The following is a 26,964-nucleotide window of genomic DNA, read 5'->3' as shown; positions in this document are numbered from 1 at the left end:
ATTCCAGCGGACGCTTAAAAAATCCCGTGCGGGAGAAGATCGCGCAGGGTCAGGTTGCCTATTCCATGACGGTCCGCCTGGTACGTGGTGTGGAGATTGCCGCGATCGCGCGGGGAGCCGGTTTCGACACCATCTACTTCGACCTGGAACATAGCGCGCTGTCGCTGGAGACTGTGGGCCAGATCAGCATCGCCGCGCTCCACATGGGCGTTGCGCCCTTCGTGCGGATACCGGGTGTCGATGCCCACCTCATCACCCGTGTGCTAGATGCGGGCGCAGTCGGGATCATCGTGCCGGACCTGCGCTCCGCCGCCGATGCGCAGGCGGTCGTCAACGCCGTCAAATATCGGCCGATGGGCGAGCGTTCCCTGCCCGGCGTCACCCCGCAGCTTCTCTTCCGCTCCGTGCCCAATGCTGAAACGCGCGAGCAGATCAACGATGCGACGATGATCGTCGCGCAGATCGAGTCGAACGAGGGGCTCGCCGCGGTGGATGAAATCGCTTCGGTACCGGGCATCGACATCCTTCTGGTGGGCGCGAATGACCTGTGCGCGGTGAACGGCATAACCGGCCAGTTCGACCATGACATCATCCAGAACGCCTATGCCAACACACTCGCGGCCTGCCAGAAGCACGGCAAGACCCTCGGCGTCGGCGGCCTCAATTCGCGCCCTGATCTGATGAAAAAATATATCACGCTGGGCGGGCGGTTCGTGTCGCTGGGCGCTGACCTGTCGCTGCTTGCGAGCGCAGCCGCCCAGAAGCGCAAAGAGATGGAATGATGCGCTGGGCGGGCTGACCAAAGCCGGTCGCCACCCGCAACAGCATCTATTGCTTCGATCAGATGATAATAATCTCGCCGCATCGGGCTCACCCAGCCGATCCGGCCAAGCATTAAGAGAGACATGATGGACCCTCAGACTGCCACGCTTACCCGCGCTCCCGACGATTCCGGCGCGCCAGCCCATGCGCGCGATTTCGGCGTCCAGGACCGCGTGGTCGTGATTACCGGAGGTGGTCAGGGCATCGGCCGCGAATTGTCACGCCAGTTCGCGGCCGCCGGTGCCATTGTCGCCATCGCCGATCTCAATCTTGCCGCCGCCCGATCGGTGGAGGGCGAAATTGTCGCGGCGGGCGGCCGGGGACTGGCGCTGCAAGTCGATGTTGCGGACAAGGCATCCGTCGACGCCATGGCGCAGGCGATTCTCGACGCCTATGGCCGTATCGATGTGCTGGTGAATAACGCCGCCATCTTCGCCACTCTGAACAAACGTCCCTTCGACCAGATTCCCCTCGGCGAGTGGGAGCAGGTCATGCGCGTCAACATCACCGGCGTCTTCCTGACCTCTTGCGCGGTCGTGCCGGCCATGCGCCAGGCCGGCTGGGGCCGGATCATCAACATCTCCTCCGATGCGGTGAACAAGGGGGTGCCCAACTATCTTCACTATGTCACGTCCAAGTCCGCGCTCATCGGCATGACGAACTCTATGGCGCGCGAACTCGGCCCCCACGGCATCACCGTCAACTGCATCCGCCCCGGCGGTGTCGCCACGGAGGTGGAGCGCACCCACAATCCGACCGAGGAAATCCGCGCCAGCCTGCTGACGCAACAGTGCCTGCCGCGCGGCCAGATGCCCGAAGACCTGGTCGGCATCGTGATGTTCTTCGCGACGCCCGCCGCCGGTTTCATCACCGGACAGACCATCGCAGCCGATGGCGGCATGACGCACAATCATTGAGGCTATCGGCCGACGCCGCGAACTTGGATCAAGGACGAACAGTGATGAGAGAATATCGCAAATTCTATATCGACGGCGAATGGGTCGATCCCCTGTCCGCGACCGACTTCACTGTCGTCAACCCGGCGACGGAAGAGGCGTTCGCGACCATCGCTCTTGGCAGCGCGCAGGATGTCGGCCGCGCCGTGAAGGCAGCCCGGGCCGCCTTCGCCACCTTTAGCGAGACGCCGGTCACAGAGCGGATCGCCCTGCTGGAGAAGGTGGCGCAAGCAATCGGAGCCCGCCGCGCGCAGATCGCCGCCGCCGTCACGGAGGAATTGGGTACGCCGGTCAACGCGATGATCCACGTCGACGGGTCGATCGCTGTGTTCCGCGAACAGGCGGACATCCTCGAAAGCTATGCGTTCGAAGCGTCGGTCCGCGGCAACATCGTGCGGAAAGAGCCGATCGGCGTGGCCGGCATGATCACCGCGTGGAACTGGCCGGTCCAGCTGCTCTGCACGAAGCTCTCGGCAGCACTCGCGGCGGGCTGCACCGTGGTGGCGAAGCCAAGCGAATTCACCTCCATCACGGCGATCGCGCTGACCGAAGCGCTGCACGATGCGGGCGTGCCGAAGGGCGTCTTCAACCTCGTGCTGGGCGACGGGCCGACCGTCGGCGCGGCAATCACCCAGCATCCCGACATCGATCTCGTCTCCTTTACCGGATCGACCAGGGCAGGCGTGCTGGTCGCTCAGGCTGCCGCGCCGACGGTCAAGCGCGTTTGTCAGGAACTTGGCGGCAAGTCGGCCAACATCATCCTGCCCGACGCCGATCTCTCTGCCGCCGTGCAGTGGAACATCGCCCGCGCCTTCCAGAATACGGGCCAGTCCTGCCATGCGCCCAGCCGCATGCTGGTGCAGCGTGACCAGCTGCCCGAAGTGATCGACCATATTCGTGCGGCGGTGGATGCAATCGTGGTCGGGGACCCGCTGTCACCCGAAACCAGCATGGGCCCGGTCGTCAACAAGGCCCAGTTCGACCGCGTCAACAGCTATATCAAGGTAGGCATAGATGGCGGCGCCCGCCTGCTATGCGGCGGCACCGGCCGCCCGGCGGGCCTGGATCGCGGCTATTTCATCCGCCCGACCGTGTTCGTCGATGTGGTGCCCCACATGACCATCGCGCAGGAGGAAATCTTCGGCCCGGTGCTAGCGGTCATCACCTACGATGATGTCGAGGAGGCGATCCAGATCGCGAACGACACCGCCTATGGGCTTGGCGCGTACGTCTTCACCAACGATCCGAGGAAGGGCATGGCGATCGGCCGCCGCCTGCGCGCGGGGCGCGTCTTCCTGAACGGCAAGGCCAGCAACATGGCCGCGCCGATGGGCGGGTACAAACAATCGGGCAACGGCCGCGAAATGGGTGTTCACGGCCTTGAGGAATATCTGGAAATCAAGGCGATGATCGGCTTCGAAGCCGCGGTCTGAACCATGTTCCAGCGCCTGCCGCCAAAAGCTGGGTAGCAGGCAGCCAAGGGAGTCAATGCAGATGAAGATATGCGTCTATGGCGCCGGTGCGGTCGGCGGGCACATCGCGGGCCGGCTGGCCGAAGGCGGCGCCGAGGTTTCGGTTGTCGCGCGGGGCGAACATCTCGCCGCGATCAGGGAGAAGGGCCTTCGCGTACAGACGAAGGACGGCCTGCTCCATTCCCATCCGAACGCGAGCGACGATCCGCATGCCCTGGGCGTGCAGGACGTGGTGATCGTGACGGTGAAGGCGCCGGCCCTGTCGCAGGTGGCGGCGAACATCGCGCCCTTGCTGGGCCCCGACACGCCGGTCGTGTTCGTCATGAACGGGATACCCTGGTGGTATTTCCATGCGGAGGGCGGGCCGCTCGACGGAACCCGGCTACCGAAGATCGATCCCGATGGGACAGTGTGGGACAAGATCGGCCCTGAACGGGCGATCGGCGCGGTCGCACACACCGCCTGCACGGTCATCGAACCCGGCATCATCAAGGCGGCCAATCCGCGCAACCGGATCATCCTTGGCCGTCCGGACGGCGCGGCGGACAGCGTTCTCGACGCCCTGGCGGCGGCACTGACCGCAGGCGGCCTGGAGATCGAAGTAACGGACAAGATCCGTGACGGCATCTGGGAAAAGCTGCTGATGAACCTGGTCGGCGGCTCGCTCGGTATCCTCACCGCTTCCCCGATGGGCGAAGCGCTGGCGAACCCGGCGGTTGCGCAGGCGGCGGAGCGAATCGCGCTTGAAGGCGTGGCTATCGCGTCTGCGCTTGGATCCGACGCCGGTGATCCGCAGGAAGGACTGTCGCGGCTCAAGGTTTCGACCCACAAGCAGAGCATCCTGCAAGACCTGATGCTCGGCCGCTCGATGGAAGTCGATGCGCTGCTGGCCGTGCCGCTCGAACTTGCGCGGATGACGGGGGTAGCGACGCCGACGCTCGACCTTATCGTCGGCCTCGCCGTTCAGCGCGCCCGCGCGGCAGGACTGTACAAAGACTGAGGCACGGCATTGAAATCGCGGGCAGATCTTCGCCCGCGATTTCCAAGAGCTGGGCATATAATAGGAAGTTATACCGCCGTCACAGCCCATCTATCGCGGTTGTAATCATTGTTATAAGGTCTTGCTCAAGACAAATAACGCCGGACGAAGTGGAGAGTAGTCATGCAGGCACGACCGCCTGTTGAAACGGGCATGGATGGGCAATCTTCGACCAAAGGTTCGAAATATCGCCAGCATCCCGCCGCTCCCCTTCATCTGAAAGCCCGGACGGCCGTGATCGACGGCCTTTGGGATGCCTCTACATCGAGAGCATAGCTCTCATAAACCGCCGGACCGACGGCTAAGGTCGCACGGAATGATCCGTGCTGTCTCTTGGCTCGCGGTTCTGATCGCCACATCCGGCCGAATGGCAGAATGAATATTTCGCCCGGACACATAAGCTCTGAAAAAGGGAGGGGTTTACTATGAAAAAGACATACAAGCATTTCGGCATGACCAGCCTGGGCGTAGTTTCGCTGATGCTGATGACGTCAGCCCCCGCCATGGCGCAGACCACTGAGGCGCCCCAGGACGCGCAGGCCTCCGGCGGATTGCAGGATATCGTCGTCACCGCGCAGAAGCGCGCGCAGAATGTTCAAGATGTCCCGATCGCCATCTCCGCAGTCCTTGGAGAATCCCTCGCCAAGGCCGGGGTGGTCACGACCGAGGACCTCAAGACGACCTTCGCAGGCGTCAACATCAAGACCACCAGCTCGCAGTTTCAGCCCTCCATTCGTGGCGTTGGCACCTCGACCTCCAACGTCGAGAACGCGGTCGCCCTCTATATCGACGGCGTCTATTATGCGAACCAGAGCGACGCCCGCCGCGAACTGAACGATATCGAGCAGGTTGCCGTGCTCAAGGGTCCGCAGGGCACCCTGTTCGGCCGCAACGCGACCGCCGGCGTTATCCAGATCACCACCCGCGCGCCCTCCCATAGCTGGAGTGGCGAGGTGAACGCCAATGTCGATCAATATGCGACGCTGCGCACCGGCGCCTACATCACCGGGCCGCTCAGCGACACGCTCGCCTTCAGCCTTTCCGGCAACTACACCACGCAGGGCGAAGGCTGGGGCAAGAACTACACCACCGGCAAGGACACCTACAAGATCGACCATATCGCGGCGATCCGTGGCAAACTGCTGTTCGAGCCCGGCGACAATACCGACATTACGCTGATCGGCGACTATACGTCGCGCAGGGACAATCTGGGCGCCTATTTCCGTGCCTTCCCTGGCACGACCGTCAACCCGCTGGTCCCCTATGTCCAGCCGCCAGGCGTGCATGACAGCTACAACAATGTCGATTCCCTGAACCGCTATGATGGCGGAGGCGCGAGCCTGACGATCAACCATGAATTTGGTTTCGGCAAGTTTCAGAGCATCACCGCCTATCGCAAGTTCACCACCGGCTACATCATCGATGCCGATATGACGCGCGCAGCAGGTCATCGCCTCGACACCAGCCACAACAAGGGCGAAAGCTTCTCGCAGGAAGTACAGCTGACGTCTGCCGAAGGCAGCCCGCTCAACTGGGCGGTCGGGGCCTTCTACTTCCACTACACCAACGCGCTCGATCCGATGCACCGCGACTTCGGGACGCCGCTCTACATCACGTCGCCAGCTTCCTATGTCACCCGCGACCTCTTCAGCAAGGAGACGGTGGACTCCGTCGCGCCCTATGCCCAGGCGGATTTCGAGATCCTGCCTGCAACGCGGCTGACCCTTGGCGCGCGCTGGACCTATGAAAAGCGCTCGCTCGACTCCCGCTGGCCTTCGACCCGCGCGGACGGCACTTTCGTCCCGAACAGCATCCCGGCGGTCGACGGCGCGTCGATCACCGCCAAGCGGCCGACATGGCGTATCGCCCTCGATCACAAGTTCAGCGACGATATTCTGGGCTATGTGTCGTGGAACCGCGGCTTCAAGAGCGGCGGCTTCAACCTCGCCAACCCTGCGAACCCGCCCTACAAGCCCGAGCGGCTGGACGCCTATGAAGCGGGCCTGAAGACCACGCTGCTGGATCGTAAGCTGCGCCTGAACATCGCCGGCTTCTACTATAAGTACGACAATCTCCAGGTCCTCCAGCTGAGCGCGGCGGCACCGGTCATCACGAACGGCGCCAAGGCGGAACTGTACGGCGTGGACATGGACTTCGAGGCGCAGCTCACGCCGGAACTGCGCTTCATGGGCAGCGCCGAGGTGCTGCACGCGGAGTTCACCAGCTATCCGGGCGCGGTCATCAGCTTCACGCAGCCGACGGGAGGCATCGGCACGCGCTTTGGCGACGTCAGCGGCAATCGCCTGCCGCTTTCGCAGAAGTTCGTGGCGAACGCCGCGCTCGACTATACGAAGCAAGTGTCCTTCGGTGAGATCAACCTGAACGCGGCCGTCGCCTATAATGGCAACTACGCCTTCGACCCGGACAATGTAGTCAAGCAGAAGGGCTATACGAACATCAACCTTGCCGCGAACTGGACGCTTCCCGACGATGATTTCACAATCGGCGTCTTCGTCCGCAACCTGCTGAACAACAAGGTGATCTCCTACTCGACCGCATCGTCGCCGCTGGGATACATCACGACTTATGACAATCCGCCCATCACCTACGGTGTCTCGGCCAAATATAAGTTCTGATGCCTTCGGAGCCGATCGCTCCATGACATGAACGTGAACCCGGCGGTGTTGCTCCTTTGAGGATAGGCGCCGCCGGGTTTTCGCGTTCAGCCGCTGCCGGGGTCGGGGGATAACGGGGCCTTATACCCCTACATCCCCGACCTTCGATCAGGGTTGCCCCAGGTGCCGGTAACACCCCATCTCATCTCGATACAGCAACTGGGCGGCCGCGTACCGCCAGCGATAGGGAAAACAAGATAGTGCCAGGCGGACATTCTCCGGTGATTCTTTCCGCTTCCGATCTTGTGGACCCTGCGCTCCTCATCGAACGGGCGCAGATCGCGGGCGAGTGGGTCGCGGCGCAGAGCGGCGCGACGCTTATCGTGACCGACCCGGCCAGCGGGAAAACAATTGGCACCGTCCCCGATTGCGGCGCCGCCGACACCCGGCGCGCCATCGACGCGGCGGCTGCGGCGCTCCCTGCCTGGCGCGCCCGCACCGCGGGGGAACGCGCCGCCATCATCGAGCGCTGGCATGATCTGGTGCTCGCCAATGTGGACGACCTCGCCCGCATCATGACCGCCGAGCAGGGCAAGCCCCTGGACGAGGCAGCAGGCGAGATCCGCTACGCCGCCACCTTCATCAAATGGTTCGCGGAGGAAGGCCGGCGCGTCAGCGGTCATGACATTCCCGCCCCGACGGCTGATCGCCGGATCATGGTGCGCAGAGAGCCGGTCGGCGTGTGCGCGGCGATCACCCCCTGGAACTTCCCGGCGGCGATGATCACGCGGAAGGTTGCACCCGCCCTCGCCGCAGGCTGCACGATCGTCGTCAAGCCTTCGGACCTGACGCCCTTCACCGCTCTTGCACTGGGGCTGCTGGCCGAGCGGGCGGGTGTTCCGGCGGGCGTGCTGAACACCGTCACGGGGCGGCCGGAGGAAATCGGGCAGGAACTGACGCAGAGTCCGATCGTGCGCAAGCTGACCTTCACCGGCTCGACGCGCGTCGGCGCCCTGCTGATGCGGCAATGTGCGGACACGATCAAGAAGCTCAGCCTGGAACTGGGCGGCAATGCGCCCTTCATCGTCTTTGACGACGCCGATGTCGACCTGGCCGTCGACGGCGTCATGTCGAGCAAGTTCCGCAACGCCGGCCAGACCTGCGTCTGCGCCAACCGCATCTTCGTGCAATCGGGCATCCACGACCGCTTCGTCGAGAAGCTGGGGATCGCGATCGCCGCGCTGAAGGTCGGACCAGGCGTCGCGCCCGGCGTCGGCATCGGCCCCCTCATCAACCAGGCGGCGCGGGACAAGGTGGCGCAGCATGTCGCTGACGCCGTCGGCAAGGGCGCCCGCGTCGCCGCCGCCGCTGAGGTGCCGGGCGACAGCTACACTCAGCCGGTGCTCATCACCGGCGCCACGCCCGACATGCTGCTGGCGAGCGAGGAGACGTTCGGCCCGGTCGCTCCGGTCTTCCGCTTCGAGGAGGAGCAGGATGCGGTCGCGCTCGCCAATGGGACGCCGTTTGGCCTTGCCGCCTATTTCTACACGGACGACCTCCACCGCGCCTGGCGGGTGGGAGAGGCGCTCGACTTCGGCATGGTCGGGCTCAACACCGGCAGCATCGCGATGGAGATGGCGCCGTTCGGGGGCGTCAAGCATTCCGGCCTCGGCCGCGAAGGCGGGCGCGAGGGGATCGAGGAATATCTCGAAACCAAGGCATTCCACTGGGCCGGCCTGAAGCCCGCCTGACGCAGATCATATCCACAAGGAACATAGGATGAGTGAGAAGAAAAGCTATCGCATCGCCGTCATTCCCGGCGATGGTATCGGCAAGGAAGTCGTGCCCGGCGGCATCCAGGTGCTGGAAGCCGCCGCCGCCGCTTATGGCTTTACCATCGAGCAGCAATGGCATGATTTCGCCTGCTGCGAATATTATGCCGAACATGGTCAGATGATGCCTGATGATTGGAAGGCGCAGATCGGCGACGCCGACGCCATTTATTTCGGCGCGGTCGGCTGGCCCGACACCGTGCCCGACCATATCTCGCTCTGGGGCTCGCTGATCCAGTTCCGCCGCGAATATGACCAATATGTCAACCTGCGCCCGGTTCGCCTGATGCCGGGCGTCCCCTGCCCGCTGGCGGGCCGCAAGCCCGGCGACATCGACATGATGATCGTGCGCGAGAATACCGAGGGCGAATATTCGGCTATCGGCGGCATCTCCTTCCCCGGCACCGACCGCGAGATCGTGCTGCAGGAGACGGTGATGACGCGCTTCGGCACCGACCGCCTCCTGAAATATGCCTTTGATCTCGCCCAGGCGCGTCCGAAGAAGCACATCACTTCGGCCACCAAGTCCAACGGTATCGCCATTACCATGCCCTGGTGGGATGGCCGAGTCGAGGAAATGGCGAAAAATTATCCCGAGGTCCGCTCGGACAAATATCATATCGACATTCTCGCCGCGCAGTTCGTGATGAACCCGGACCGCTTCGACGTCGTCGTCGCCTCCAACCTGTTCGGCGATATCCTGTCCGACCTAGGCCCAGCCTGCACCGGCACGATCGGCATCGCGCCCTGCGGCAACATCAATCCCGACCGATCCAAGCCATCCCTGTTCGAGCCGGTCCACGGCTCGGCTCCCGACATCGCCGGCAAGGGCATCGCCAATCCGGTAGGTCAGATCTGGTGCGGCGCCATGATGCTCGACCATCTGGGCGAAACCGATGCCGCCGCGGCGGTCGTGTCTGCGATCGAGGAGGTGCTGGCTCAGGACAATCTGCGCACGCGCGATCTGGGCGGCACTGCCAATACGGAAGAATGCGCCGCCGCAATTGCAGCCGCCGTGCGGTGATGGCTTTGGCAGGGCAATATGTAGTCGCATAATGCCCTGCCATCGCCCGCACGCTGATCGTTCCACCAAGTGTGTTGAGCACAGCTCAACGACGCATCAATCCGTGAAGGACTAATTTCGCCTGAAAGCTTCGGCTATATGCGAGATCTCGACCGCGACTGATGTCGTGGGATCATTTGACATTGAGGCTCGTACATGGCTCACACCGCCGGCATCTCGGAACCGCCGACCTCCACAGAGATGGATGTTGAGCCGCGCTCGGGCTGGAGCGCCGTTTTCGCCCTGACACTTTGCGTTTCAACACTGATCGCATCGGAGTTCATGCCGATCAGTATCCTGACCCCGATTGCGTCGGACCTCCATCTTAGCGAGGGCGCGGCCGGGCAGGCCATCTCCATCTCCGGGCTGTTCGCCGTCATCGCCAGCCTGTCGATCGCCACGATCGCCCGCGGGATCGACCGCCGCCGCCTGCTGCTTGGCCTTACAGCATTGATGCTGGCATCGGGCGTCACCGTAGCGCTTGCCCCCAGTTACACTGTGCTGATGATCGGTCGCGCCCTGATTGGCGTCGTGATCGGGGGCTTCTGGTCGATGTCTGCCGCCACGGTCATGCGCCTCGTGCCAGAGGATCAGGTGCCGCGCGCACTTGCAATGCTTAATGGCGGAAACGCGCTTGCGACGACGATCGCGGCGCCGCTCGGCAGCTTCCTCGGCCAATTTATCGGGTGGCGGGGCGCCTTCTTCGCCGTCGTTCCGCTCGCTGCCGTCACCTTTGCATGGCAATGGCTGACGCTGCCGGCAATGCCCTCCGATCGCAATGGGTCGGACGCCAACGCGCTCGGTCTGCTGGCCCGCCCGGTGACTCGCGGCGGAATGCTGGCAGTCGCGCTGCTGTTCATGGGCCAGTTCGCCCTGTTCACCTATCTCCGGCCGTTTCTCGAAGGCACCACCGGCCTGAGCGTCTCGCTTCTCTCGCTGATATTGTTCATGATGGGCGGGGCGGGATTGTTGGGGACGTGGCTGATCGGTCGCGCCATCGCTGCCAGTCTTGCCGCCATCCTCATGCTCACGCCGCTCCTGATGGCGGGTATCGCGCTTGCGCTCACACTGCTCGGCACCGTTCCCACAGCCACCGCCCTGCTGCTCGCCGCCTGGGGCATGATCGGAACCGCCGTGCCGGTCGCCTGGTGGACCTGGCTCAGCCGCGCCTTGCCCGATGATGCGGAGGCCGGCGGCGGACTGATGGTCGCGGTCATCCAGCTCGCGATCACCTTGGGCGCAGCGGGCGGCGGCCTGCTGTTCGACACGGGCGGCTACCGCGCTACCTTCATCGCTGCTGCCGTCCTGCTCGGCGCATCAGCCCTGGTGGGAGCGACGAGCGCAAGGCGGGCGATGAAGAACACATTGGCAGGAGCAACGGCATGATCACCGCCAACGCCACTCACCGGAGCGCGCTGGAGCTCGATCGTCGCACGATGCTGCGCGGAGCAGGTGTCACGGCACTCTGCCTGCCCATCCTCACCTCCCCAATCGCAGAGGCAAGAACCATGATCAAAGATGCAGACAATTTCTATGTCAGCGACAAGGTGACAATCGACAAGGTCACCTTCAGCGACCAGTTCCGGATGAAAATCGCCGGCAACCTGTTCGCGCCCAAAACGGTTGCGCGCGGCACTCGGCATCCCGCCATCATCGTTGGCCATCCCATGGGCGCGGTGAAGGAGCAGAGCGCCAATCTCTATGCGACCAAGATGGCGGAGCGCGGTTTCATCACGCTCTCGATCGATCTGCCATTCTGGGGCGAAAGCGAGGGCGCGCCCCGCAATGCGGTATCGCCCGACATGTATGCGGAAGCATTCAGCGCCGCGGCCGACTTTCTCGGCACCCAGCCGCTGGTGGACAAGGATGCTATCGGCGTTATCGGCATCTGCGGCAGCGGCAGCTTCGCGATCAGCGCCGCCAAGATCGATCCTCGGCTTCGGGCGATCGCGACAGTGAGCATGTACGACATGGGCGCGGCCAACCGTAGCGGCTTGGGCAAGGGCGTGTCAGTCGATCAGCGCAAGTCGTTCATAGCCGCCGCCGCCAACCAGCGGGACGTCGAATTCGCCGGTGGTAGGATCGGATATACCGGCGGCTGCACGCATGAACTGACCCCGCAGACAGACCCGATCCAGCGTGAGTTTTACGATTTCTACCGGACGCCACGCGGCGAGTTCACTCCGAAGAACGGTTCGCCGCTTACGACGACCCACCCGACGCTGACGAGCAACGTCAAGTTCATGAACTTCTATCCGTTCAACGATATCGATACGATCTCGCCCCGGCCCATGCTCTTCATCGCCGGGAACGAGGCCCACAGCCGGGAGTTCAGCGAGGACGCATTTGCGAGAGCCGCCGAACCAAAGGAACTCGCCTGGGTAAAGGGTGCAGGACATGTCGATCTGTACGACCGCGTCGACCTCATACCCTGGGACAAGCTCGACGGCTTCTTCCGCCGGCATCTGGTATGATGCGATGAGACCGCATCGCGTCATCGCACTCACTCTCTGGCTCCTCGGCTCGACAACGGCGAGCGCGAAGCCGGACGGCTCCCCTCCAGCACAAGGAGTTCCAATCATGGAAATCACACGCAAGGCTGACCTGAAAACCATTGACGGCCCGGCCGAGTTCTTCACGGGTAAGGTCACTATCACGGGCCAGTTCCAGCGCCACGAGCCGTCCCGCGTGGGGGGCGCCATCGTCCATTTCGAGCCAGGCGCCCGCACTGCCTGGCACAGGCACCCGCTCGGCCAGACGCTGATCGTGACGGAGGGGATCGGCTGGACACAGGTCGAGGGCGGCGAGATTCACGAGTTCCGTGCCGGCGACCAGATCTGGTGTCCCAAGGACAAGAAGCACTGGCACGGCGCCACGCCAACGACGGGCATGACCCATATCGCGATCCAGGAAAGCAAGGACGGCTCGCCCGTCACCTGGCTGGACCATGTCACCGACGAGGAATATCTTGCCGGCCCTTCGGCTTTGAATTCGGGGAGATAAAGCATGCGCGCGACCACCATGCCCGGCGCACGGGACGTTCGGATCGAGAATGTCCCGGACGCCACGATCGAACAGCCCACCGATGCCGTCATCCGGATCACGCGCGCCTGTATCTGCGGCAGCGACCTGTGGCCCTATAATGACGGTCCGAACGTGGCTCATCAGTGCATGGGCCATGAAGCGGTCGGCGTCGTCCTTGACGTCGGCAGCGACGTCCAGCGGATCAAACCTGGGCAAGTCGTTATCATGCCCTTCGCGGATTCCGACGGCACCTGCCTGTTTTGCGAAGAGGGTCTTCAGACCGCCTGTGTCCAGGTGAACTTCTTCGGCAGCGGCACCGGGCTTGGCGGAGCCCAGGCCGAGGCGCTGCGCATTCCCAACGCCGACGGCACGCTTTACCCCCTCGACATCGGCGAGGACGACGCGCTCATGCCGTCGCTCCTAACCCTTTCCGATGTGATGGGCACCGGACACCATGCGGCAGTGACCGCCCGCGTCCGTCGCGGCGGCAGCGTCGCGATCGTGGGTGATGGCGCGGTGGGCCTGTGCGGCGTGATTGCGGCCAAGCGGATAGGGGCCGAACAGATCATCATCATGGGCCGGCATCAGGACAGGATCGACCTTGCGCGGCGCTTCGGCGCGACCGATGTGGTGAGCGAACGCGGCGACGAAGCGATCGCGCGGGTTCGCGAACTGACCGGCGGCTATGGCGTCCAGTCCGTGCTGGAATGCGTCGGATCGGAGCCTGCGATTGTGACTTCGCTCGGCATCGTGCGGGCAGGTGGCGCCATTGGACGCGTCGGACTTCCGCATTATGACGCGGTACCCAACACCCGCCCCGCCTTCTACCAGAATGTGATCGTCGCTGGTGGGCCCGCGCCCGTACGAGCATATATCGACGAACTGCTGCCCGACATCCTGGACGGCCGCATAGAGCCCGGCCTTGTGTTCGACCGTACGGTCGACCTCGACGGCGTGCCGGATGGCTATCGCGCGATGAATGAGCGTGAGGCACTCAAGGTACTGATCCGTCCCTGACCCAGCCGAGGGCAGCCAATAAAGCCGCTCCTCACATCCAGTCGATAGGGCCGAGATGCCGGCGCCCGTCCGACGATCAGGAGTAAATGCGATGAACCCCACCTATGATTTCAAGGGCAAGGTCGCGTTCGTGACGGGCGCCAGCCAGGGCATGGGTCTTGCCGCCGCGCAAGCCTATGCCCGGGCGGGTGCCGCCGTGGTGTTGACTGACGTGCAGGCAGCGAAGGTCGCCGCCGAGGCCGATCGGATCGTTGCCGATGGCGGCAAGGCGGTCGGTATCGCCTGCGACGTCAGCGATGAAACCCAGGTTGCTGACGCGATCGGCCGGACTGCGGCGGAATTCGGCAGGCTCGACATGGCGTTCAACAATGCCGGCGTGCAGGCGCCGGCGGTCGACCTCGCGGACCAGGATGCCGCCGACTTCGACCGCGTCGCCGCGATCAACCTGCGCGGCCTTTGGGCCTGCATGAAGCATGAGCTCAAGCAGATGCGCACGCAGAAAAGCGGCACGATCGTCAACATGGCCTCGGCAGGCGGCCTTGTTGGGAACCTTGACCTCGCCGCCTATAACGCCACCAAGCACGGCGTCGTGGGCCTGACCAAAAGCGCCGCGCTGCGCTATGCGAAACAGGGCATCCGGATAAATGCGGTCTGCCCTTCGACCATCAACACGCCCATGGTCGCGAGCATGCTGGCAACCCAACCCGAAGCGATGGATGACATCATGCGTCTCCAGGTCATCGGCCGCCTTGGTGAACCGGAAGAGGTAGCGGCGGCTGTGATGTGGCTCTCCAGCTCCGGCGCCAGCTTCGTCCACGGCGTAGCGCTGCCGGTCGACGGCGGCTTCACCGCCAATTGACGACGAGCGGTCGCATATCATGAACGCCGTGCGTCCCCTCCCGACGAGGCGATGTATTATTTTTCGAGGAGCCGATCTCCATGTCTCAAAAGCCTGATCCCATCGGAACCGTCATCGCCCGGGCCGTCACCTATTCTGGTCCCGGCGGCTATGAAGTAGTCTCCCTCGCCGACCGGGCAGTCCGGCCGCCTGAGCCGGGCGAGGTCCGCATCAGGGTCGCCGCTGCGGCGTCGAGCCCGACGGACATATTGCTGCGCAGTTCTAACCGCGCCAGCCGTTTGCCCCCGCCGCTCACTCCGGGAATGGACGCCGCTGGCACAGTCGAGTCGGTGGGCTCGGGCGTCAATCATCTCGCAGTTGGCGACGCTGTGATGGCCACTGTTTCGCCGATGCGCCCTGAAGGTGGGGCGCAGGCTAGCTTCATCGTCATTCCTGCCGCTTCTGCAGTCCGCGCTCCGACGGGCATCTCATTCGCCCAGGCCGCGACCATTCCCATGAACGGCCTGACCGCCCTCTATGCACTCGAAATCGCCGCGCGCTCTCCCGGACAGACGCTTGCCGTGACGGGCGGTGCGGGCTGGCTCGCCTATCTCACGATCGTCATCGCGAAGCTGCGCGGGCTGCGCGTGGTAGCCGATGCCAAGATCTCCGACTTCGATCTTGTTCGCGGCTATGGCGCGGATGTGGTGGTGGAACGCGGGCAGGGCTTCACCGCGTCCGTTCGCCAAGCAGTGCCCGAGGGTGTCGATATGCTGCTCGACACCGCGCTCCTGGCCGAAACATCTTTCCCCGCGATCCGCGACGGTGGCATCTACATTCCCGTCAGGGGCTGGAACGGTCCCGACGCGGAACGCGGCATAGCCATCAAGCCGGTGATGGTGCCCGATGTGCTCGAACGGACGGACTGGCTGGAGGAACTGCGGGCGCTTGTGACCGCGGGACACATCACGCCGCTCGTGGCCGCGGAGTTTCCGGCCGAGCGTGTCGCCGATGCCCAGCGCCTGCTCGAGGCGGGCGGCGTTCGGGGCCGACCGGTGATCCTCTTCTAGCCAGGCGCCGCTACTGATCGATCCCGGAACGCAGCGGAGCGAGAAAATTTCACGGCTCGACTCTCGACGCGGCTGATCACGGTCGCCGAACGGATCAATTCCGCCGCGCTCCGCTCGCTTCAGGTCAGCGCTATCGGGTGAAATGGGATAGGGGAGCGGCGATCATCTAGAAATTCTTGTTGATGAACACATTGATCATCCGCGGCTCGTTATAAGCCCGATAGTAGGTCGGGTAGAGGCCGGCATTGGTCGGCGAATAGCCGCCCGCCTGCCCCCGCCGCAGGTCGAAGATGTTGCTGACCTTTATGCCCGTCGTCAGGCTTTCATCCTGCGTCGTGTAGTTGATCGTCCCATTGACGAACGTCTGACCGGGCACCGCAGTCTGCGCCGTATTGTAGAGATCGACGAACCGCCGCGATTCATATTGCGCGTCCACGCCGATCCGCCAGGCGCCGTCCGCTGCCAGCGGCAGGCGGTAATTGGCGGAGCCGGCGACTTGCCATTTGGGCGACAGCGGGAATTCCAGTCCGACCAGTGTCGTTCGTCCGGCCACATTGGGAGGCAGCGTCGCGGTGAAAGTGCGATATCGGGTCTTCAGATAGGAAATGCTGCTGCTGAGGTTCAGCCCCTCCGCCGGCGATGTCGCCAATTCCAGCTCCCCGCCCCAACTCGCCGCCTTGCCCGCGTTGATGAGCTGGTTGGTCACGATACCCTGCGCCGCCGTGCTGGTGGCGCGCACCTGGAAATCCTTGATGTCATTGTAGAAGACCGCAAGGTTCGCCGTCAGCAGATCGCCGAACAGGCGCGTTTTCAGCCCGATCTCATATGTGGTGAGCAGTTGCGGCTTGTAGGGTGTCTGGCTGCCCGCGACCGTGTTAGTGCGCAGGTCGTAGCCGCCCGACTTGAAGCCTTGCGACCAGGAGAGATATTGGAAGATCTGCGGCGACCATTCCACCTGCAGGCCAAATTTCGGCGTGAAGCTGGAAAAGCTTTTGGGTTTGGCAGTCACGTCGAAGCTGGTGAAGCTGCTGCTGGCCGATGTGCCCGTCGGATAGAGGCGGAAGAAGGCATCGGGATCATATCCCCATTCCTGCGGATCATGCAGCCCCCAGCGTGTCCCCTGCTGACCGATGTTGCGGAACTTGCGCCTGTCCGTAGTCCAGCGGCCGCCGATCGTCAGCGTCAGCGCGTCCGTCGCCTTGTAGTTGAGCTGACCGTAGGCGGAATAGCTGGTGGTGCGCAGCCAATTATTGGTATGCGTCACCGTCCCGATATTATCGACCGTGGCCCCGGCCGACTGGCTGAGGCGGTGATTGTGGAACCATTCCTGAAAATAATAGAGGCCAAGGACGAAGTTCAGGCGATCAAACTCGCCGTTAAGGTTGAATTCCTGGGTTTTCTGCCACTGGCGAAAGCTCGCATGGCTATCGCTCTTGATGGCGGTGACACCGTCATTGTCATAATAGATCGGACCATCGATCCCGCGATAGGCGGTCATCGACTTGGCGACGAGGTGATCGTCGATCTCATATTGCAGCGTCAGCGAGCCGCCATAAGCGTTCGTGGCGTTATAGGGCAGCGTGTCGGACCAGGTGAGGTCGGGATCGGTCTTGCGGCCGGTGCCGGTCTGTCCGTCCGGCTGGTTGACGGGCGTATAGTAGCTCTGGCTCGACCGGTCGAACATCGCGTCGCCGCTCAGCGTCACCGTCAGCCGATGGGTCAGCTGCGACTTCAGCTTACCCCGCAGGATGGTGAGGTCGAGGTCGTTGACGTCACGGTTGAGCGGCACGCTATATTGCCACCCGTCGCGCGTGTGACGGATGATGGAGAAGGCGGCGTTCAGCTTGTCGTCGGGCAGTATCGCGCCGGTGACCCGCGCCTTCAGGTCAAGGTTGTCGAAGCTGCCATAAGTGGCGCTGACGTAGAGATTATGTTCGGCCGTCGGGTCTTTGGTGATGAAGCGGATCGCGCCGGCACTGGAATTGCGGCCGTAGAGCGTACCCTGTGGTCCGCGCAGCACCTCCACCCGTTCAAGGTCCGGCGTGTCGTAGAGCGAGCCCACGGTGCGGGCCAGATAGACGTCATCGACATAAACCGCGACCGATGGTTCGGGATAGGTATCGATCTCTCCAATGCCGCGGATCGAGTAAGTTTGCGTCGTATAGGCGGTCGACCGCTTGGGCGCGAGCAGGCCGGGCACGCGCCCCGACAGATCGCGGAAGGTCGAGATGCCCTGCTGCTGGATGCCGTCCGCGCCGATCGCGGTGACGGCGATCGGCGTTTTCTGAATGCTCTCCTCACGCCGCGACGCGGTCACGAAGATCTCGGCCGTGGTATCGGCGGATGCATCCGCGGCAGCGTCACTCGCCTGTGCCGCCTGGATCGTCGCGCAGAGGGCAAGGAGTGCGACCCCGCCTTTCAGCAACGGGCGGCGGGCAGTCGAGCGATCGGTGTCTGTGGATATCATGATGTCCCCCTGTTCGGAGGTCTGACTAGCTCAGATCATGATGTCGTGAACAATGACAATGATTGTCGATATATTGTTTGATCTCATATCCAATTGTCATCAACGACATAGAGATAAATTCCATCTCCGAAATTTCCGGTGATGAGTCCATTCTCTTCCCCATATGATCGGAGGCTGCTGCTGATATGAGAAATACTCGATTGCCGGCATGGCCCTCATAATTAGTAGATATTCATGACAGCCGGAACGCGGCATGCGCCGGATTGTCGCATCTCTATAGATAGGAGAAGCCAGCGGGGAAACATGCAGTCGATTACGATTGGGATCAGGGCCGGTGTGGCCCTGATGGCGATGGCGCTCGGCCAGCATTCGCAGGCGCAGGGCTTGCCCGTGAATGACGCCGCAATCGGAGCTGCGCGCGATCCCATCGTCGTGACGGGAACCCGTCGGACGGACCGCACGGTCAGCGAGTCCGGGGGCCTATGGCGACACCCGGACTCAGACCATCGGCATCTTCCGCATGATCGAACCCTTTCTGGCAGCGCAGCGCTATAGTCTCAAGGACGTCATCAAGCTGACCGTGTTCCTCGTCGGCGACCCCAAGCTGGGCGGCAAGCAGGATTTCAAAGGCTTTTCGGAAGTCTATGCCCAGTTCTTCGGAACAGATGCCCCGCCCAATAAGGTCGCGCGCTCCATAGTGCAGGCTTCCCGCCTTTCCTGGTCGAGATCGAGGCGGTGGCGGCGAAGGTCCGGAGAGCGAGCCGCCCCGGTCCTGACCGTTCAGCAGTATCAAACAGCCTATGAGAAGGCCTCGTTGGTCGCCGCCCGGCCCTTCGCCTAAGTTCAACCCATCATCGAAAGGATCGGACAATGGCAGGGACGGCAAAGCGACAACTGCATCTTGGCGCCATTCTCGAAGGGGTCGGCGCCGATCATCAGACTTGGCTGGACCCCGATCTGCCGGGCGATGCCAGCATCGACATCAGTTGGTATATCGAGCAGGCCCGCGCCGCTGAAGCGGCCAAGTTCGACCTCGTCTTCCTCGTCGATTCACCCTATATCACGTCCGACACCGCTCCGCATTTTCTGAACCGGCTGGAACCCCTGACGCTGCTTTCGGCGGTGGCAGCCACCACATCGCATATCGGGTTGGTCGGCACGCTCACCACCTCCTACTGGGAACCCTATAATGTTGCGCGGCAGTTCGGGTCGCTCGACCAGATCAGCCGCGGCCGCGCCGGGTGGAATGTTGTCACCACAGGCCTCGAAGGCGCCGCCCGCAACTATGGGCGGGAAGAGCATTTCGACCATAAGCTGCGCTACGGCCGCGCCCGCGAGTTCGTGGATGTCGTGCGGGGCCTCTGGGACAGCTATGAGGATGACGCTTTCCCGCGTGACCGGAAATCAGGCATATTCCTCGACAAGAGCAAGCAGCACCGGCTGGACCATCAGGGGGAGCATTTCTCCGTCGCGGGGCCGCTGGCACTCAGCCGCTCAGCGCAGGGACAGCCCGTCATTTTCCAGGCTGGCGACAGCAATGAAGGCCGCAACCTGGGCGCTGCCATCGCGGAGGGCGCGTTCGCCAGCGCTCAGGATTTCGAAACCGGCCGCGCCTATTATGCCGATGTGAAGGCGCGCGCGGCAGCGCTGGGCCGCAATCCGGACCAGATCAAGGTGCTGCCGGGCCTCGTTCCCATCATCGCCGAGACGGACGACGAAGCCCATGCCATCGCAGAGGCGGCACAGGACGCACTGGACATTAAAAAGCTGCTGCTCCAGATCGGTCGCGCGTTCAACTATCACGACTTTTCGCAATATGATCTGGATGCGCCCTTCCCCGACCTGTCAGGCGTCACGCTCAACAGCTACAAGGGCCAGGCCGAACGGATCATTCGTATCGCCAGGCAGGACCGGCTGACGTTGCGCGAAGCCGCCTATCGCTTCGGCCAATGGCGTTCGGATTTCGTCGGATCGCCGGAAACGATCGCTAATGAAATCCAGCGCTGGTTCGATGGGCGAGCCGCCGACGGCTTCCTGTTGCGCGTCACGCGTCCGGCCGACTTCCGCCTGTTCCGGGAGAAGGTCGTGCCGATCCTTCAGCAGCGGGGGCTGTTCCGCACTGACTATGAAGGAACGACGCTGCGTAGCCATCTCGGCCTGCCGGTGCCCGAAAACCGCTACGCTCGCGAGCTTCCCGCCATCGCCGCTGAATGAGCAGCTTTCCTGCCGGACGGCCCTGAACCGGCGGTCCGCCTGCGAACTGCCGCCCCACAATCGCGCCGCTATGCCCCTTCGGCAGCGTGATGGGGCGGCATTTTTTTCGGCGCTTCTTCTTCACCCGCTGCTGCCCTTGGCATCAGTTCCCGGATCACGCCCCAATAGCCGCGCGTGATATGCGCGTCCGCTGCATAAGCCGGATCGGTGGTCATCAGATGCACATGCAGCCGGCGCAGATTTTGCCAGGGCACGGAGGGGAACAGATGATGTTCCAGATGATAGCTGACATTGAAGGGCGCGATCAGGAACCGGTCCAGCAATGTGGGGATGATGGTGCGTGTGCCGTTCAGTTCCCGCTCGTCCGCGACGCCATTATGCTCGGCGATCGCGCGGATGCGATTGAAGACATTGGCCCAGATGAATTGCGGGATCAGGAGAAGCCCCAATATCTGCCAGCGCCAGGGCGACACCAGGATCAGCCCGTAGAACAGCAGAGCCCAGACCACATATCGGACGCGCAGCCCCAGGCGGTAATCGAAGCCGAAGCGCCCGGGGTTATGGAAATTGGCGAAGGGTGCCCAGATGCGGCTGTCCCGCGCCATGCGGTAGAAATTGAGCCCGGTCACGCTGCGGACCAGCAGCCAGGCCATGGCAGCCGGGCTTTTCGGAAAATGCTGGTCGGGGTCCCTCTGCTGAACGCGATAGTCGCGGTCGCGCAGCGTGTTGGTATGGCGGTGGTGAACCATGTGATTGGCGCGGTACAGATGGATGCTGAAGCCGAGCGGAAAAGCTACGAACAGGTCCCCCATCCAGTCATTCACGCGGCGATTGCTGAACAGCATGCCATGACACGCGTCGTGCATCATCACCGCCAGGCACTGAATGCGCGATCCGATGACAAGGCCGGCGAGCAGATATACCGGCACCCGATCGACATGGATCGCGAGCGCGCCGGCGCCGATCATGATGGCCCACTGCAGGATGAGCAGCAGCGCGTTACGGCGATTGTCGATAACGGAAAGTTCGCGGACCAGCGCCAGCGTACCACGTCGCGAATAGCGATATCCGGGTGCACGCTCCTCCGCGATGTCTCCCATGAACAATTGACTCCGAATGCCTCACCAATCGCGCGGGGACGCTATGATCGGCGCCTTGCGGCGTCAAGAGTTACGCTCCGTGCCGCGTCCGTAAGGGCGACCCGGGGCGCAACCTTCCGCTAATCGAACGTCAGAAGCGTGTCCGAAGCGTCACGCCATAGGTACGCGGATCGCCCAGCGTGCCGGTAATCGCGCCCGTGTTGGCGGCTGATAGACTCTGATAATAGTCCTTGTTGAAGAGGTTGCGGCCCCACAATTGGACATCCACGCTCCCGTCGAGCGCCCGCACGCCAATGCGGGCGTTGAGCAGGCTGTAGCCGGGGATCAGCGAATAGCGCGAGAGGCTGGCCGTGGTGTAGAAGTTGGAGCGGTAGCTATAGTCGGCGCCGGCATAGATCTCCGCTTCCTGCCCCAGCGTTCTGCCGATCGCCGCCTTCGCCTCGCCGCCGGCCGAGAAAGCCCATTTGGAAACGCCCGGCAGCCGGCCGCCCGACAGGTTGCAGAATGTCGCCCCGATGGTTTCGATCGGGCACGGCGCCGTGTCATAGCTCACATATTTGGCGTTGGTGTAGCTGCCCGAGCCGTAGAGCGAGAGCCATGGCGCAGGGCTGGCGCGCAGGTCCGCCTCGACGCCGCGGGTGCGTACCTTGCCAACATTGGTGAAGTAGGAGATATTGTTGCGATCAGGCGCGGTATCGACGATCGTCGTCTGATAGTCGCTGACGTCGGTCCAGAAGCCGGCGAGATTGGCAGTCAGCTTGCCGCCCAGCCAGCTCGTCTTGAGTCCCAGTTCATAGCTATCGATCGTCTCAGGCTTGATTACCGGATCGACGGCGAATTGGCCGGTGGTGATGATGTTGGCGAGGTTGAGGCCGCCGAACTTGTTGCCCCGGCCGTATGTCGCATAGAGCAGCGCATCGGGCGTCACCTTCCACGACAGCGTCGCCTGGCCCGAAAGCCGGCCTTCCTTGGTCTTCGCTTCATAAAAATTGGCAACGCCATAGCGGCCCCGGATCGCCTGGGCAGCGGCCTGCTGCGCGGTGGTCAGGCCAGCCAGGCTGGCACCGGTCGCCACCTGGTCGAACCAGCCGGTCTTGGTTTCATAGGTGTAGCGCAGGCCCGTGGTGAGGTCGATGGTCGGCGTGATGTGCCAGATCGTCTGGCCGAACGCCGCATAGCTGTTCGTCACCGGCCGGGAGTGGCTGAGTACCGTGTAATTGTTGAGCGCCGCCGCACCAACCGCCGGGTCCGTGCTGGGCGCGAGGAACCAGCGCGCCGCGTCCGAGCCATAGGCGTTCAGCGCTTCGGCCTTGATCGATTGCCACAGATAATAGAGGCCCGCGATGTAGTCGACCTTGCGCTCGCCCTCCGACGCGATGCGCAATTCCTGGCTGAATTGCTGCTGGTTGTTGCTCTGGTGGAAGTCCCGGCCCGCATCGAGCCGCGTCCCGTCGCCATCATTATGCGGATACCAGTCCCAGCGCCGCCAGGACGTGACGGACGTCAGGCTGTTCCCCGGCAGCGTCAGGTCGGCAATCGCGGCCACCCCGCCCTGCCGCATCTTGTAGCGGGGGTTGCCATTCACATCGACGATGCGTTCGCCCGGCGCCTCTGTCACGACCGGCACGCCCAGCCGGGTCACACGGTCGGTATAGTTGTTGGCGAAGTTGGTGCCATTATCATAGCTGCGGATAACCCCGGTGAGCACCGCCGCAGCCGTTTGCTGCTTCTGGAAGCCATAGTCGCCGATCACGCGCAGCTTGAAATTGTCGGTCGGCGTGTAGAGCAGCTGCCCGCGCAGCCCGAAATCATGATAATCTTGGGTCTTGCCATTGTCGAAGCGGTTGGTGACATAGCCGTCCCGGTCCGTCTTCGACACATAGAGACGCGCGGCCAGCTTGTCTTCGATCAGCGCGCCGCTCGCATAAGCGTGCAGCTGGCGAAAGTCATGATTGCCATAGGTGACGTCGCCCCCAAATTCAGGTTGGAACGTGGGCGACTTGGTGGTGATGACGACGGCGCCGGCGGACGTATTCTTGCCGAACAGCGTGCCCTGCGGTCCGCGCAGCACTTCGATCCGCTCGACATCGGCAAGATCGAACACGGCCTGCCCCGGACGTGCTAGATAAACCTGATCCATATAGACGCCGACGGCCGGCTCCAGCCCGTCATTATAGACCGAGACATTGTTGCCGAGGCCGCGAATATTGATGCTGGTGTTGCGCGGATTGGTGACTGTCACCACCAGACTGGGGCTGAGCGCCTGAAGATCGCGCAGGTTATAGGTGCGGGTGGATGCCAGTTGCTCCCCGCCGAAGCTGTTGGCGGCGACGGGAACATCCTCGATCTTCTCATCACGACGCCGCGCAGTGACGATGATGGCGGCGCTGTCATCGATGGCATCGACAGCGGCAGCCGCGTTTTCCGCCGCATGGGCTTGCGGGAGTGGGGCCGCTGCGAGGGCAGCGGCAAGGGCGAGGGACGAGGAAGAACGCAGGTTGGTCATGAAACCCCTTTCACGGCGACCGGACAGTTGAGTTATTCTCAATCGCTTGACTAGAGAAAACGCTGGACATTGCGCCAGACAATTTTTCTATCGATGTCATAGACAATTGATTGCTTCGAATTCCTGCCCCTCCTGGCCTAGGTGCCACGACTGAAGTGCCAATCAGCTCTGGAGATGGTGGGATGAACAAACTTCTGAAATCAGCTATTTTTCTTGGCTTCACTGCACTGTCGTGGGGCGGCGGGGGCCATGCTCAGGCGGCGCCGGCTACAAGCCCCAGCCCCGCTCCTGCACCTGCGGCACAACGGCCGAATTTTCTGCTCATCGTCGCCGATGATCTTGGCTGGTCGGACCTTGGCTCCTTTGGCGGGGAGATTGCGACGCCCAATCTGGATGCGATTGCGACCGCTGGCGTGCGCTTCACCGGCTTCCACACAGCGCCGACCTGCTCGCCAACCCGGTCGATGCTGCTGAGCGGCGTCGACAATCATCAGGCCGGTCTTGGCAGCATGGCAGAAACGCTTCAGCCCGGACAAACAGGGCAGCCGGGCTATGAAGGCTATCTCAACGACCGGGTGGCCTCGATCGCCGAGCTGTTGCACGAGGGGGGGTACCGGACACTGATGGCGGGGAAATGGCATCTCGGGCTCACCCCGGAACGCGGGCCGGCGGCGCGCGGTTTCGAGCGCTCCTATGCTCTGCTTCAGGGCCTCGGCAATCATTTCGGCGCGGACCAGACCCATGCGTGGAAGGCGATCGACGCGGCACCGACCTATCGTGACAATGGCAAGATCGTGTCCTATCCCAAGGGCCGTTTTTCGGCGGACTATTTCACAGACCGGCTGATCGGCTTCCTGGAGGAAGGCGCGAAGGACAAGCGCCCCTTCTTCGCCTATCTGCCCTATTCGACGCCGCACTGGCCAATCCAGGCGCCGGCGGAAGTCATCGCCAAATATAAGGGCCGCTATGACGCGGGCTATGAAGCGCTGCGCGAAGCCCGGCTGAAGCGCCAGAAGGAACTGGGCCTCGTGCCCGCCGATCTCACTCCTCACGAACTTGTGGATGTCAAGCCATGGGCATCGCTGACCCCGCAGGAAAAAGCGGTGGAAGCACGCAAGATGGAAGTCTACGCGGCGATGGTCGATCGCATGGACGAGAATGTCGGCCGCGTCGTCGCGACGCTCAAGCGCCTCGGCAAATATGACGACACCGTCATCATCTTCCTCGCCGACAATGGGCCGGAGGGGAATGCCATCGACGCGCCGCATCAAGCCGCGCTGAAGCCCGAGGGCGCGGCGAAGCTGGGCATCGACAACAGCCTGGGGAATATCGGCGCGGCGACATCCTATCTCGGCTACGGGCCAGGCTGGGCACAGGCGAACAGCTCGCCATCCTGGCTGGTCAAGGGTTATCCGACCGAGGGCGGTACCCGCGTCACCGCCTTTGCCGCCGGGCCGCATATTGCGGGCGGCCGGATCGCCAGCGCGTTCCTCAGTGTCACCGACGTCGCTCCGACCCTGCTCGACCTCGCCGGCCAGACCCAGCCCGCCAGCTTTGCCGGCCGCCCCATCCTCCCCTTTCAGGGGCACAGTCTGGTGCCGGTGCTGAGCGGCAGCCAAGGTGCGGTCCGGCAATCGAGCGAGCCCGTCGGGACCGAACTGTTCTACCGCCGGGCATTGCGTAAGGGCGACTGGAAGGCGGTCTATCTGCCCGCATCTGGCAGCGCCTATCCGCGCAAGAGCGTCGGCAACGGCACTTGGCAATTGTTCAACGTCGCGAAGGACCCAGCCGAGACCCATGATCTGGCGCCAAGCGAGCCCGTCAAGCTGCGCGAGCTGATCGCCGATTGGGACAGCTACGCCAGGGAAAAGGGCGTCGTTCTTCCCGCTGCCCCGGCGCCGCAGCAATGAGGCGGATGCGGCGGATCGCGTGCGCGGCGTTCATCGCCACGGCCGGGGCTGCGCTGTTGAGCGCAGCGCCGCCGCCCCGCAGCACGTCGCTGCAAGCCGCAGGCTGCGACGTTCGCGATGGCCGGGTGCTGGTTCCGGCTGGCACCGTGCTGCTGGGCGAGGATGGCGAAGGACGGCCGGGCAGGAAGGTCGCGGTCGCCGCCTTCTGGATCGACCGGCATGAGGTTACCAATCGGCAGTTCGCAGCCTTCGTCGCTGCCACCGGATACCGCACCGCGGCGGAGCGGGAGGGCGGCTCCGCCATCTTCGTGCCCCCGGCGGGGCCGGTCGATCTCAACAATGCCGCCAGTTGGTGGCGCTATCGCAAGGGGGCCGACTGGCGGCATCCCGATGGCGCAGGCAGCAGCATCGAGGGGCGTGAAGATTGGCCGGTCATCCATGTCGATCATGAGGACGCCGCCGCCTATGCGCGCTGGGCTAGCGCTGCCCTGCCCGATGAAGCGCAATGGGAACGCGCCGCGCGCGACGATCAGGCAGCCTCCCGCCCTCCGGCCAGTTGGGCCTATGACGACGAAGGCCACCCGACGGCGAACAGCTGGCAGGGCGTATTCCCGGTTCGCGACACCGGTCGGGACGGCTATGCCGGACTGGCGCCCGTCGGCTGCTTCAAGGGCAACAGCTTCGGCCTGCACGACATGGTCGGCAATGTCTGGGAATGGACGAGCGAACAGCGCGGCCGCAGCGGACTCGTCAAAGGCGGCTCCTATCTCTGTGCGATGAACTATTGCGCCAATTTCCGCCCGGCCGCTTTCCAGGCGCAGGAGCTGGACCTTGGTACGTCGCATATTGGCTTCAGGACCATCAGCGCGGCGGGAGGTTCTCCCGCTCGGCGGTAACCGCCTTGCCTCGGTTCGCCCCTCACGAGGGGCCATGATGTCGGGTTCTCCGGGCACGCCGGATCACCCGCCGGCGCGGCGTGTCGCCTATTTTCTCGCCGGGGTGCTGACCGGGCGCGAATA

At 63.4% G+C, this 26,964-nt stretch carries 20 protein-coding genes; 17 read left to right on the top strand and 3 right to left on the bottom strand.

Features of this window, described 5'->3' with window-relative positions; translation table 11 throughout:
- Positions 1 to 26: 26 nt before the first annotated feature.
- The 13 genes from L858_RS0112690 to L858_RS0112630 all read left to right on the top strand — a co-directional run bounded on the left by L858_RS0112690 (position 27) and on the right by L858_RS0112630 (position 15,748).
- Positions 27 to 782: an HpcH/HpaI aldolase family protein gene (locus tag L858_RS0112690; protein WP_202951360.1), complete on the top strand. Its 756-nt coding sequence runs from the start codon at positions 27 to 29 to the stop codon at positions 780 to 782.
- Positions 783 to 908: 126 nt separating this feature from the next.
- Positions 909 to 1,739 carry an SDR family NAD(P)-dependent oxidoreductase gene (locus L858_RS0112685; RefSeq protein ID WP_028056086.1) on the top strand — a complete coding sequence of 277 codons (831 nt, stop codon included), beginning with the start codon at positions 909 to 911 and terminating at the stop codon, positions 1,737 to 1,739.
- Between the two features lie 44 nt (positions 1,740 to 1,783).
- Positions 1,784 to 3,211, top strand: a complete 1,428-nt coding sequence (locus tag L858_RS0112680) for an aldehyde dehydrogenase family protein (RefSeq protein ID WP_022683526.1) — start codon at positions 1,784 to 1,786, stop codon at positions 3,209 to 3,211.
- A 55-nt stretch (positions 3,212 to 3,266) separates the two neighbouring features.
- Positions 3,267 to 4,250 (top strand): ketopantoate reductase family protein, encoded by a 984-nt coding sequence (locus L858_RS0112675; protein ID WP_022683525.1) that lies wholly within the window; start codon positions 3,267 to 3,269, stop codon positions 4,248 to 4,250.
- A 464-nt stretch (positions 4,251 to 4,714) separates the two neighbouring features.
- The gene (locus L858_RS0112670) at positions 4,715 to 6,925 is read left to right on the top strand and encodes a TonB-dependent receptor (RefSeq protein ID WP_022683524.1); all 2,211 of its coding nucleotides are present in this window, start codon (positions 4,715 to 4,717) and stop codon (positions 6,923 to 6,925) included.
- A gap of 260 nt (positions 6,926 to 7,185) precedes the next feature.
- Positions 7,186 to 8,655 carry an NAD-dependent succinate-semialdehyde dehydrogenase gene (locus L858_RS0112665; RefSeq protein WP_022683523.1) on the top strand — a complete coding sequence of 490 codons (1,470 nt, stop codon included), beginning with the start codon at positions 7,186 to 7,188 and terminating at the stop codon, positions 8,653 to 8,655.
- A gap of 28 nt (positions 8,656 to 8,683) precedes the next feature.
- A complete protein-coding gene (locus L858_RS0112660; protein WP_022683522.1) occupies positions 8,684 to 9,760 on the top strand; it encodes a tartrate dehydrogenase in 1,077 nt (358 codons plus the stop codon).
- A 195-nt stretch (positions 9,761 to 9,955) separates the two neighbouring features.
- Entirely contained in the window at positions 9,956 to 11,185 is a 1,230-nt protein-coding gene (locus L858_RS0112655) for an MFS transporter (RefSeq protein WP_022683521.1), read from the top strand.
- Positions 11,182 to 12,273 carry an alpha/beta hydrolase gene (locus tag L858_RS0112650; protein WP_022683520.1) on the top strand — a complete coding sequence of 364 codons (1,092 nt, stop codon included), beginning with the start codon at positions 11,182 to 11,184 and terminating at the stop codon, positions 12,271 to 12,273. The genes L858_RS0112655 and L858_RS0112650 overlap by 4 nt, the downstream gene beginning before the upstream one ends.
- Positions 12,274 to 12,379: 106 nt before the next feature.
- Positions 12,380 to 12,802 (top strand): (R)-mandelonitrile lyase, encoded by a 423-nt coding sequence (locus tag L858_RS0112645; protein WP_022683519.1) that lies wholly within the window; start codon positions 12,380 to 12,382, stop codon positions 12,800 to 12,802.
- 3 nt (positions 12,803 to 12,805) lie between these two features.
- A complete protein-coding gene (locus L858_RS0112640) occupies positions 12,806 to 13,840 on the top strand; it encodes a zinc-dependent alcohol dehydrogenase family protein (RefSeq protein ID WP_022683518.1) in 1,035 nt (344 codons plus the stop codon).
- Between the two features lie 91 nt (positions 13,841 to 13,931).
- Positions 13,932 to 14,699 carry an SDR family NAD(P)-dependent oxidoreductase gene (locus L858_RS0112635; RefSeq protein ID WP_022683517.1) on the top strand — a complete coding sequence of 256 codons (768 nt, stop codon included), beginning with the start codon at positions 13,932 to 13,934 and terminating at the stop codon, positions 14,697 to 14,699.
- An 80-nt stretch (positions 14,700 to 14,779) separates the two neighbouring features.
- Complete coding sequence (locus L858_RS0112630) at positions 14,780 to 15,748, top strand: quinone oxidoreductase family protein (protein WP_022683516.1); 969 nt, start codon at positions 14,780 to 14,782, stop codon at positions 15,746 to 15,748.
- A 166-nt stretch (positions 15,749 to 15,914) separates the two neighbouring features.
- Here L858_RS0112630 and L858_RS0112625 read toward each other — a convergent pair whose 3' ends face one another.
- Entirely contained in the window at positions 15,915 to 18,215 is a 2,301-nt protein-coding gene (locus L858_RS0112625) for a TonB-dependent receptor (RefSeq protein WP_022683515.1), read from the bottom strand.
- Positions 18,216 to 18,735: 520 nt separating this feature from the next.
- On the opposite strand from L858_RS0112625, the gene L858_RS20060 reads away from it, so the two are divergent.
- A complete protein-coding gene (locus L858_RS20060; RefSeq protein WP_051132631.1) occupies positions 18,736 to 19,056 on the top strand; it encodes a RidA family protein in 321 nt (106 codons plus the stop codon).
- 29 nt (positions 19,057 to 19,085) lie between these two features.
- Positions 19,086 to 20,429, top strand: coding sequence for an LLM class flavin-dependent oxidoreductase (locus tag L858_RS0112615; protein ID WP_022683514.1), 1,344 nt, complete (start codon positions 19,086 to 19,088; stop codon positions 20,427 to 20,429).
- Positions 20,430 to 20,497: 68 nt separating this feature from the next.
- Here the strand turns inward: L858_RS0112615 and L858_RS20055 are convergent, their stop codons facing one another.
- Both L858_RS20055 and L858_RS0112605 read right to left on the bottom strand, forming a co-directional pair.
- Positions 20,498 to 21,529 carry a fatty acid desaturase family protein gene (locus tag L858_RS20055; RefSeq protein WP_051132638.1) on the bottom strand — a complete coding sequence of 344 codons (1,032 nt, stop codon included), beginning with the start codon at positions 21,527 to 21,529 and terminating at the stop codon, positions 20,498 to 20,500.
- Positions 21,530 to 21,659: 130 nt separating this feature from the next.
- A complete protein-coding gene (locus tag L858_RS0112605; protein ID WP_022683512.1) occupies positions 21,660 to 24,035 on the bottom strand; it encodes a TonB-dependent receptor in 2,376 nt (791 codons plus the stop codon).
- Between the two features lie 182 nt (positions 24,036 to 24,217).
- On the opposite strand from L858_RS0112605, the gene L858_RS0112600 reads away from it, so the two are divergent.
- Both L858_RS0112600 and L858_RS0112595 read left to right on the top strand, forming a co-directional pair.
- On the top strand, positions 24,218 to 25,945 hold the full coding sequence (locus L858_RS0112600) for an arylsulfatase (RefSeq protein ID WP_022683511.1): 1,728 nt from the start codon (positions 24,218 to 24,220) through the stop codon (positions 25,943 to 25,945).
- Positions 25,942 to 26,841 (top strand): SUMF1/EgtB/PvdO family nonheme iron enzyme, encoded by a 900-nt coding sequence (locus L858_RS0112595; protein ID WP_028056080.1) that lies wholly within the window; start codon positions 25,942 to 25,944, stop codon positions 26,839 to 26,841. Before L858_RS0112600 ends, L858_RS0112595 begins: the two co-directional genes overlap by 4 nt.
- The last annotated feature ends 123 nt before the right edge of the window (positions 26,842 to 26,964 follow it).

Origin of the sequence: Sphingobium bisphenolivorans (assembly GCF_000412635.1) — a bacterium.
GTDB lineage: Bacteria > Pseudomonadota > Alphaproteobacteria > Sphingomonadales > Sphingomonadaceae > Sphingobium > Sphingobium bisphenolivorans.
Note: the sequence above shows the minus strand (reverse complement) of the source record. Positions and strands in the feature narration are given on the sequence as shown.

Coding starts and splice junctions, on each gene's coding strand:
- L858_RS0112685 (WP_028056086.1), top strand. CDS start 909: ATGGACCCTCAGACTGCCACGCTTACCCGCGCTCCCGACGATTCCGGC.
- L858_RS0112680 (WP_022683526.1), top strand. CDS start 1,784: ATGAGAGAATATCGCAAATTCTATATCGACGGCGAATGGGTCGATCCC.
- L858_RS0112675 (WP_022683525.1), top strand. CDS start 3,267: ATGCAGATGAAGATATGCGTCTATGGCGCCGGTGCGGTCGGCGGGCAC.
- L858_RS0112670 (WP_022683524.1), top strand. CDS start 4,715: ATGAAAAAGACATACAAGCATTTCGGCATGACCAGCCTGGGCGTAGTT.
- L858_RS0112660 (WP_022683522.1), top strand. CDS start 8,684: ATGAGTGAGAAGAAAAGCTATCGCATCGCCGTCATTCCCGGCGATGGT.
- L858_RS0112655 (WP_022683521.1), top strand. CDS start 9,956: ATGGCTCACACCGCCGGCATCTCGGAACCGCCGACCTCCACAGAGATG.
- L858_RS0112650 (WP_022683520.1), top strand. CDS start 11,182: ATGATCACCGCCAACGCCACTCACCGGAGCGCGCTGGAGCTCGATCGT.
- L858_RS0112645 (WP_022683519.1), top strand. CDS start 12,380: ATGGAAATCACACGCAAGGCTGACCTGAAAACCATTGACGGCCCGGCC.
- L858_RS0112640 (WP_022683518.1), top strand. CDS start 12,806: ATGCGCGCGACCACCATGCCCGGCGCACGGGACGTTCGGATCGAGAAT.
- L858_RS0112635 (WP_022683517.1), top strand. CDS start 13,932: ATGAACCCCACCTATGATTTCAAGGGCAAGGTCGCGTTCGTGACGGGC.
- L858_RS0112630 (WP_022683516.1), top strand. CDS start 14,780: ATGTCTCAAAAGCCTGATCCCATCGGAACCGTCATCGCCCGGGCCGTC.
- L858_RS0112625 (WP_022683515.1), bottom strand. CDS start 18,215: ATGATATCCACAGACACCGATCGCTCGACTGCCCGCCGCCCGTTGCTG.
- L858_RS20060 (WP_051132631.1), top strand. CDS start 18,736: ATGATCGAACCCTTTCTGGCAGCGCAGCGCTATAGTCTCAAGGACGTC.
- L858_RS0112615 (WP_022683514.1), top strand. CDS start 19,086: ATGGCAGGGACGGCAAAGCGACAACTGCATCTTGGCGCCATTCTCGAA.
- L858_RS20055 (WP_051132638.1), bottom strand. CDS start 21,529: ATGGGAGACATCGCGGAGGAGCGTGCACCCGGATATCGCTATTCGCGA.
- L858_RS0112605 (WP_022683512.1), bottom strand. CDS start 24,035: ATGACCAACCTGCGTTCTTCCTCGTCCCTCGCCCTTGCCGCTGCCCTC.
- L858_RS0112600 (WP_022683511.1), top strand. CDS start 24,218: ATGAACAAACTTCTGAAATCAGCTATTTTTCTTGGCTTCACTGCACTG.
- L858_RS0112595 (WP_028056080.1), top strand. CDS start 25,942: ATGAGGCGGATGCGGCGGATCGCGTGCGCGGCGTTCATCGCCACGGCC.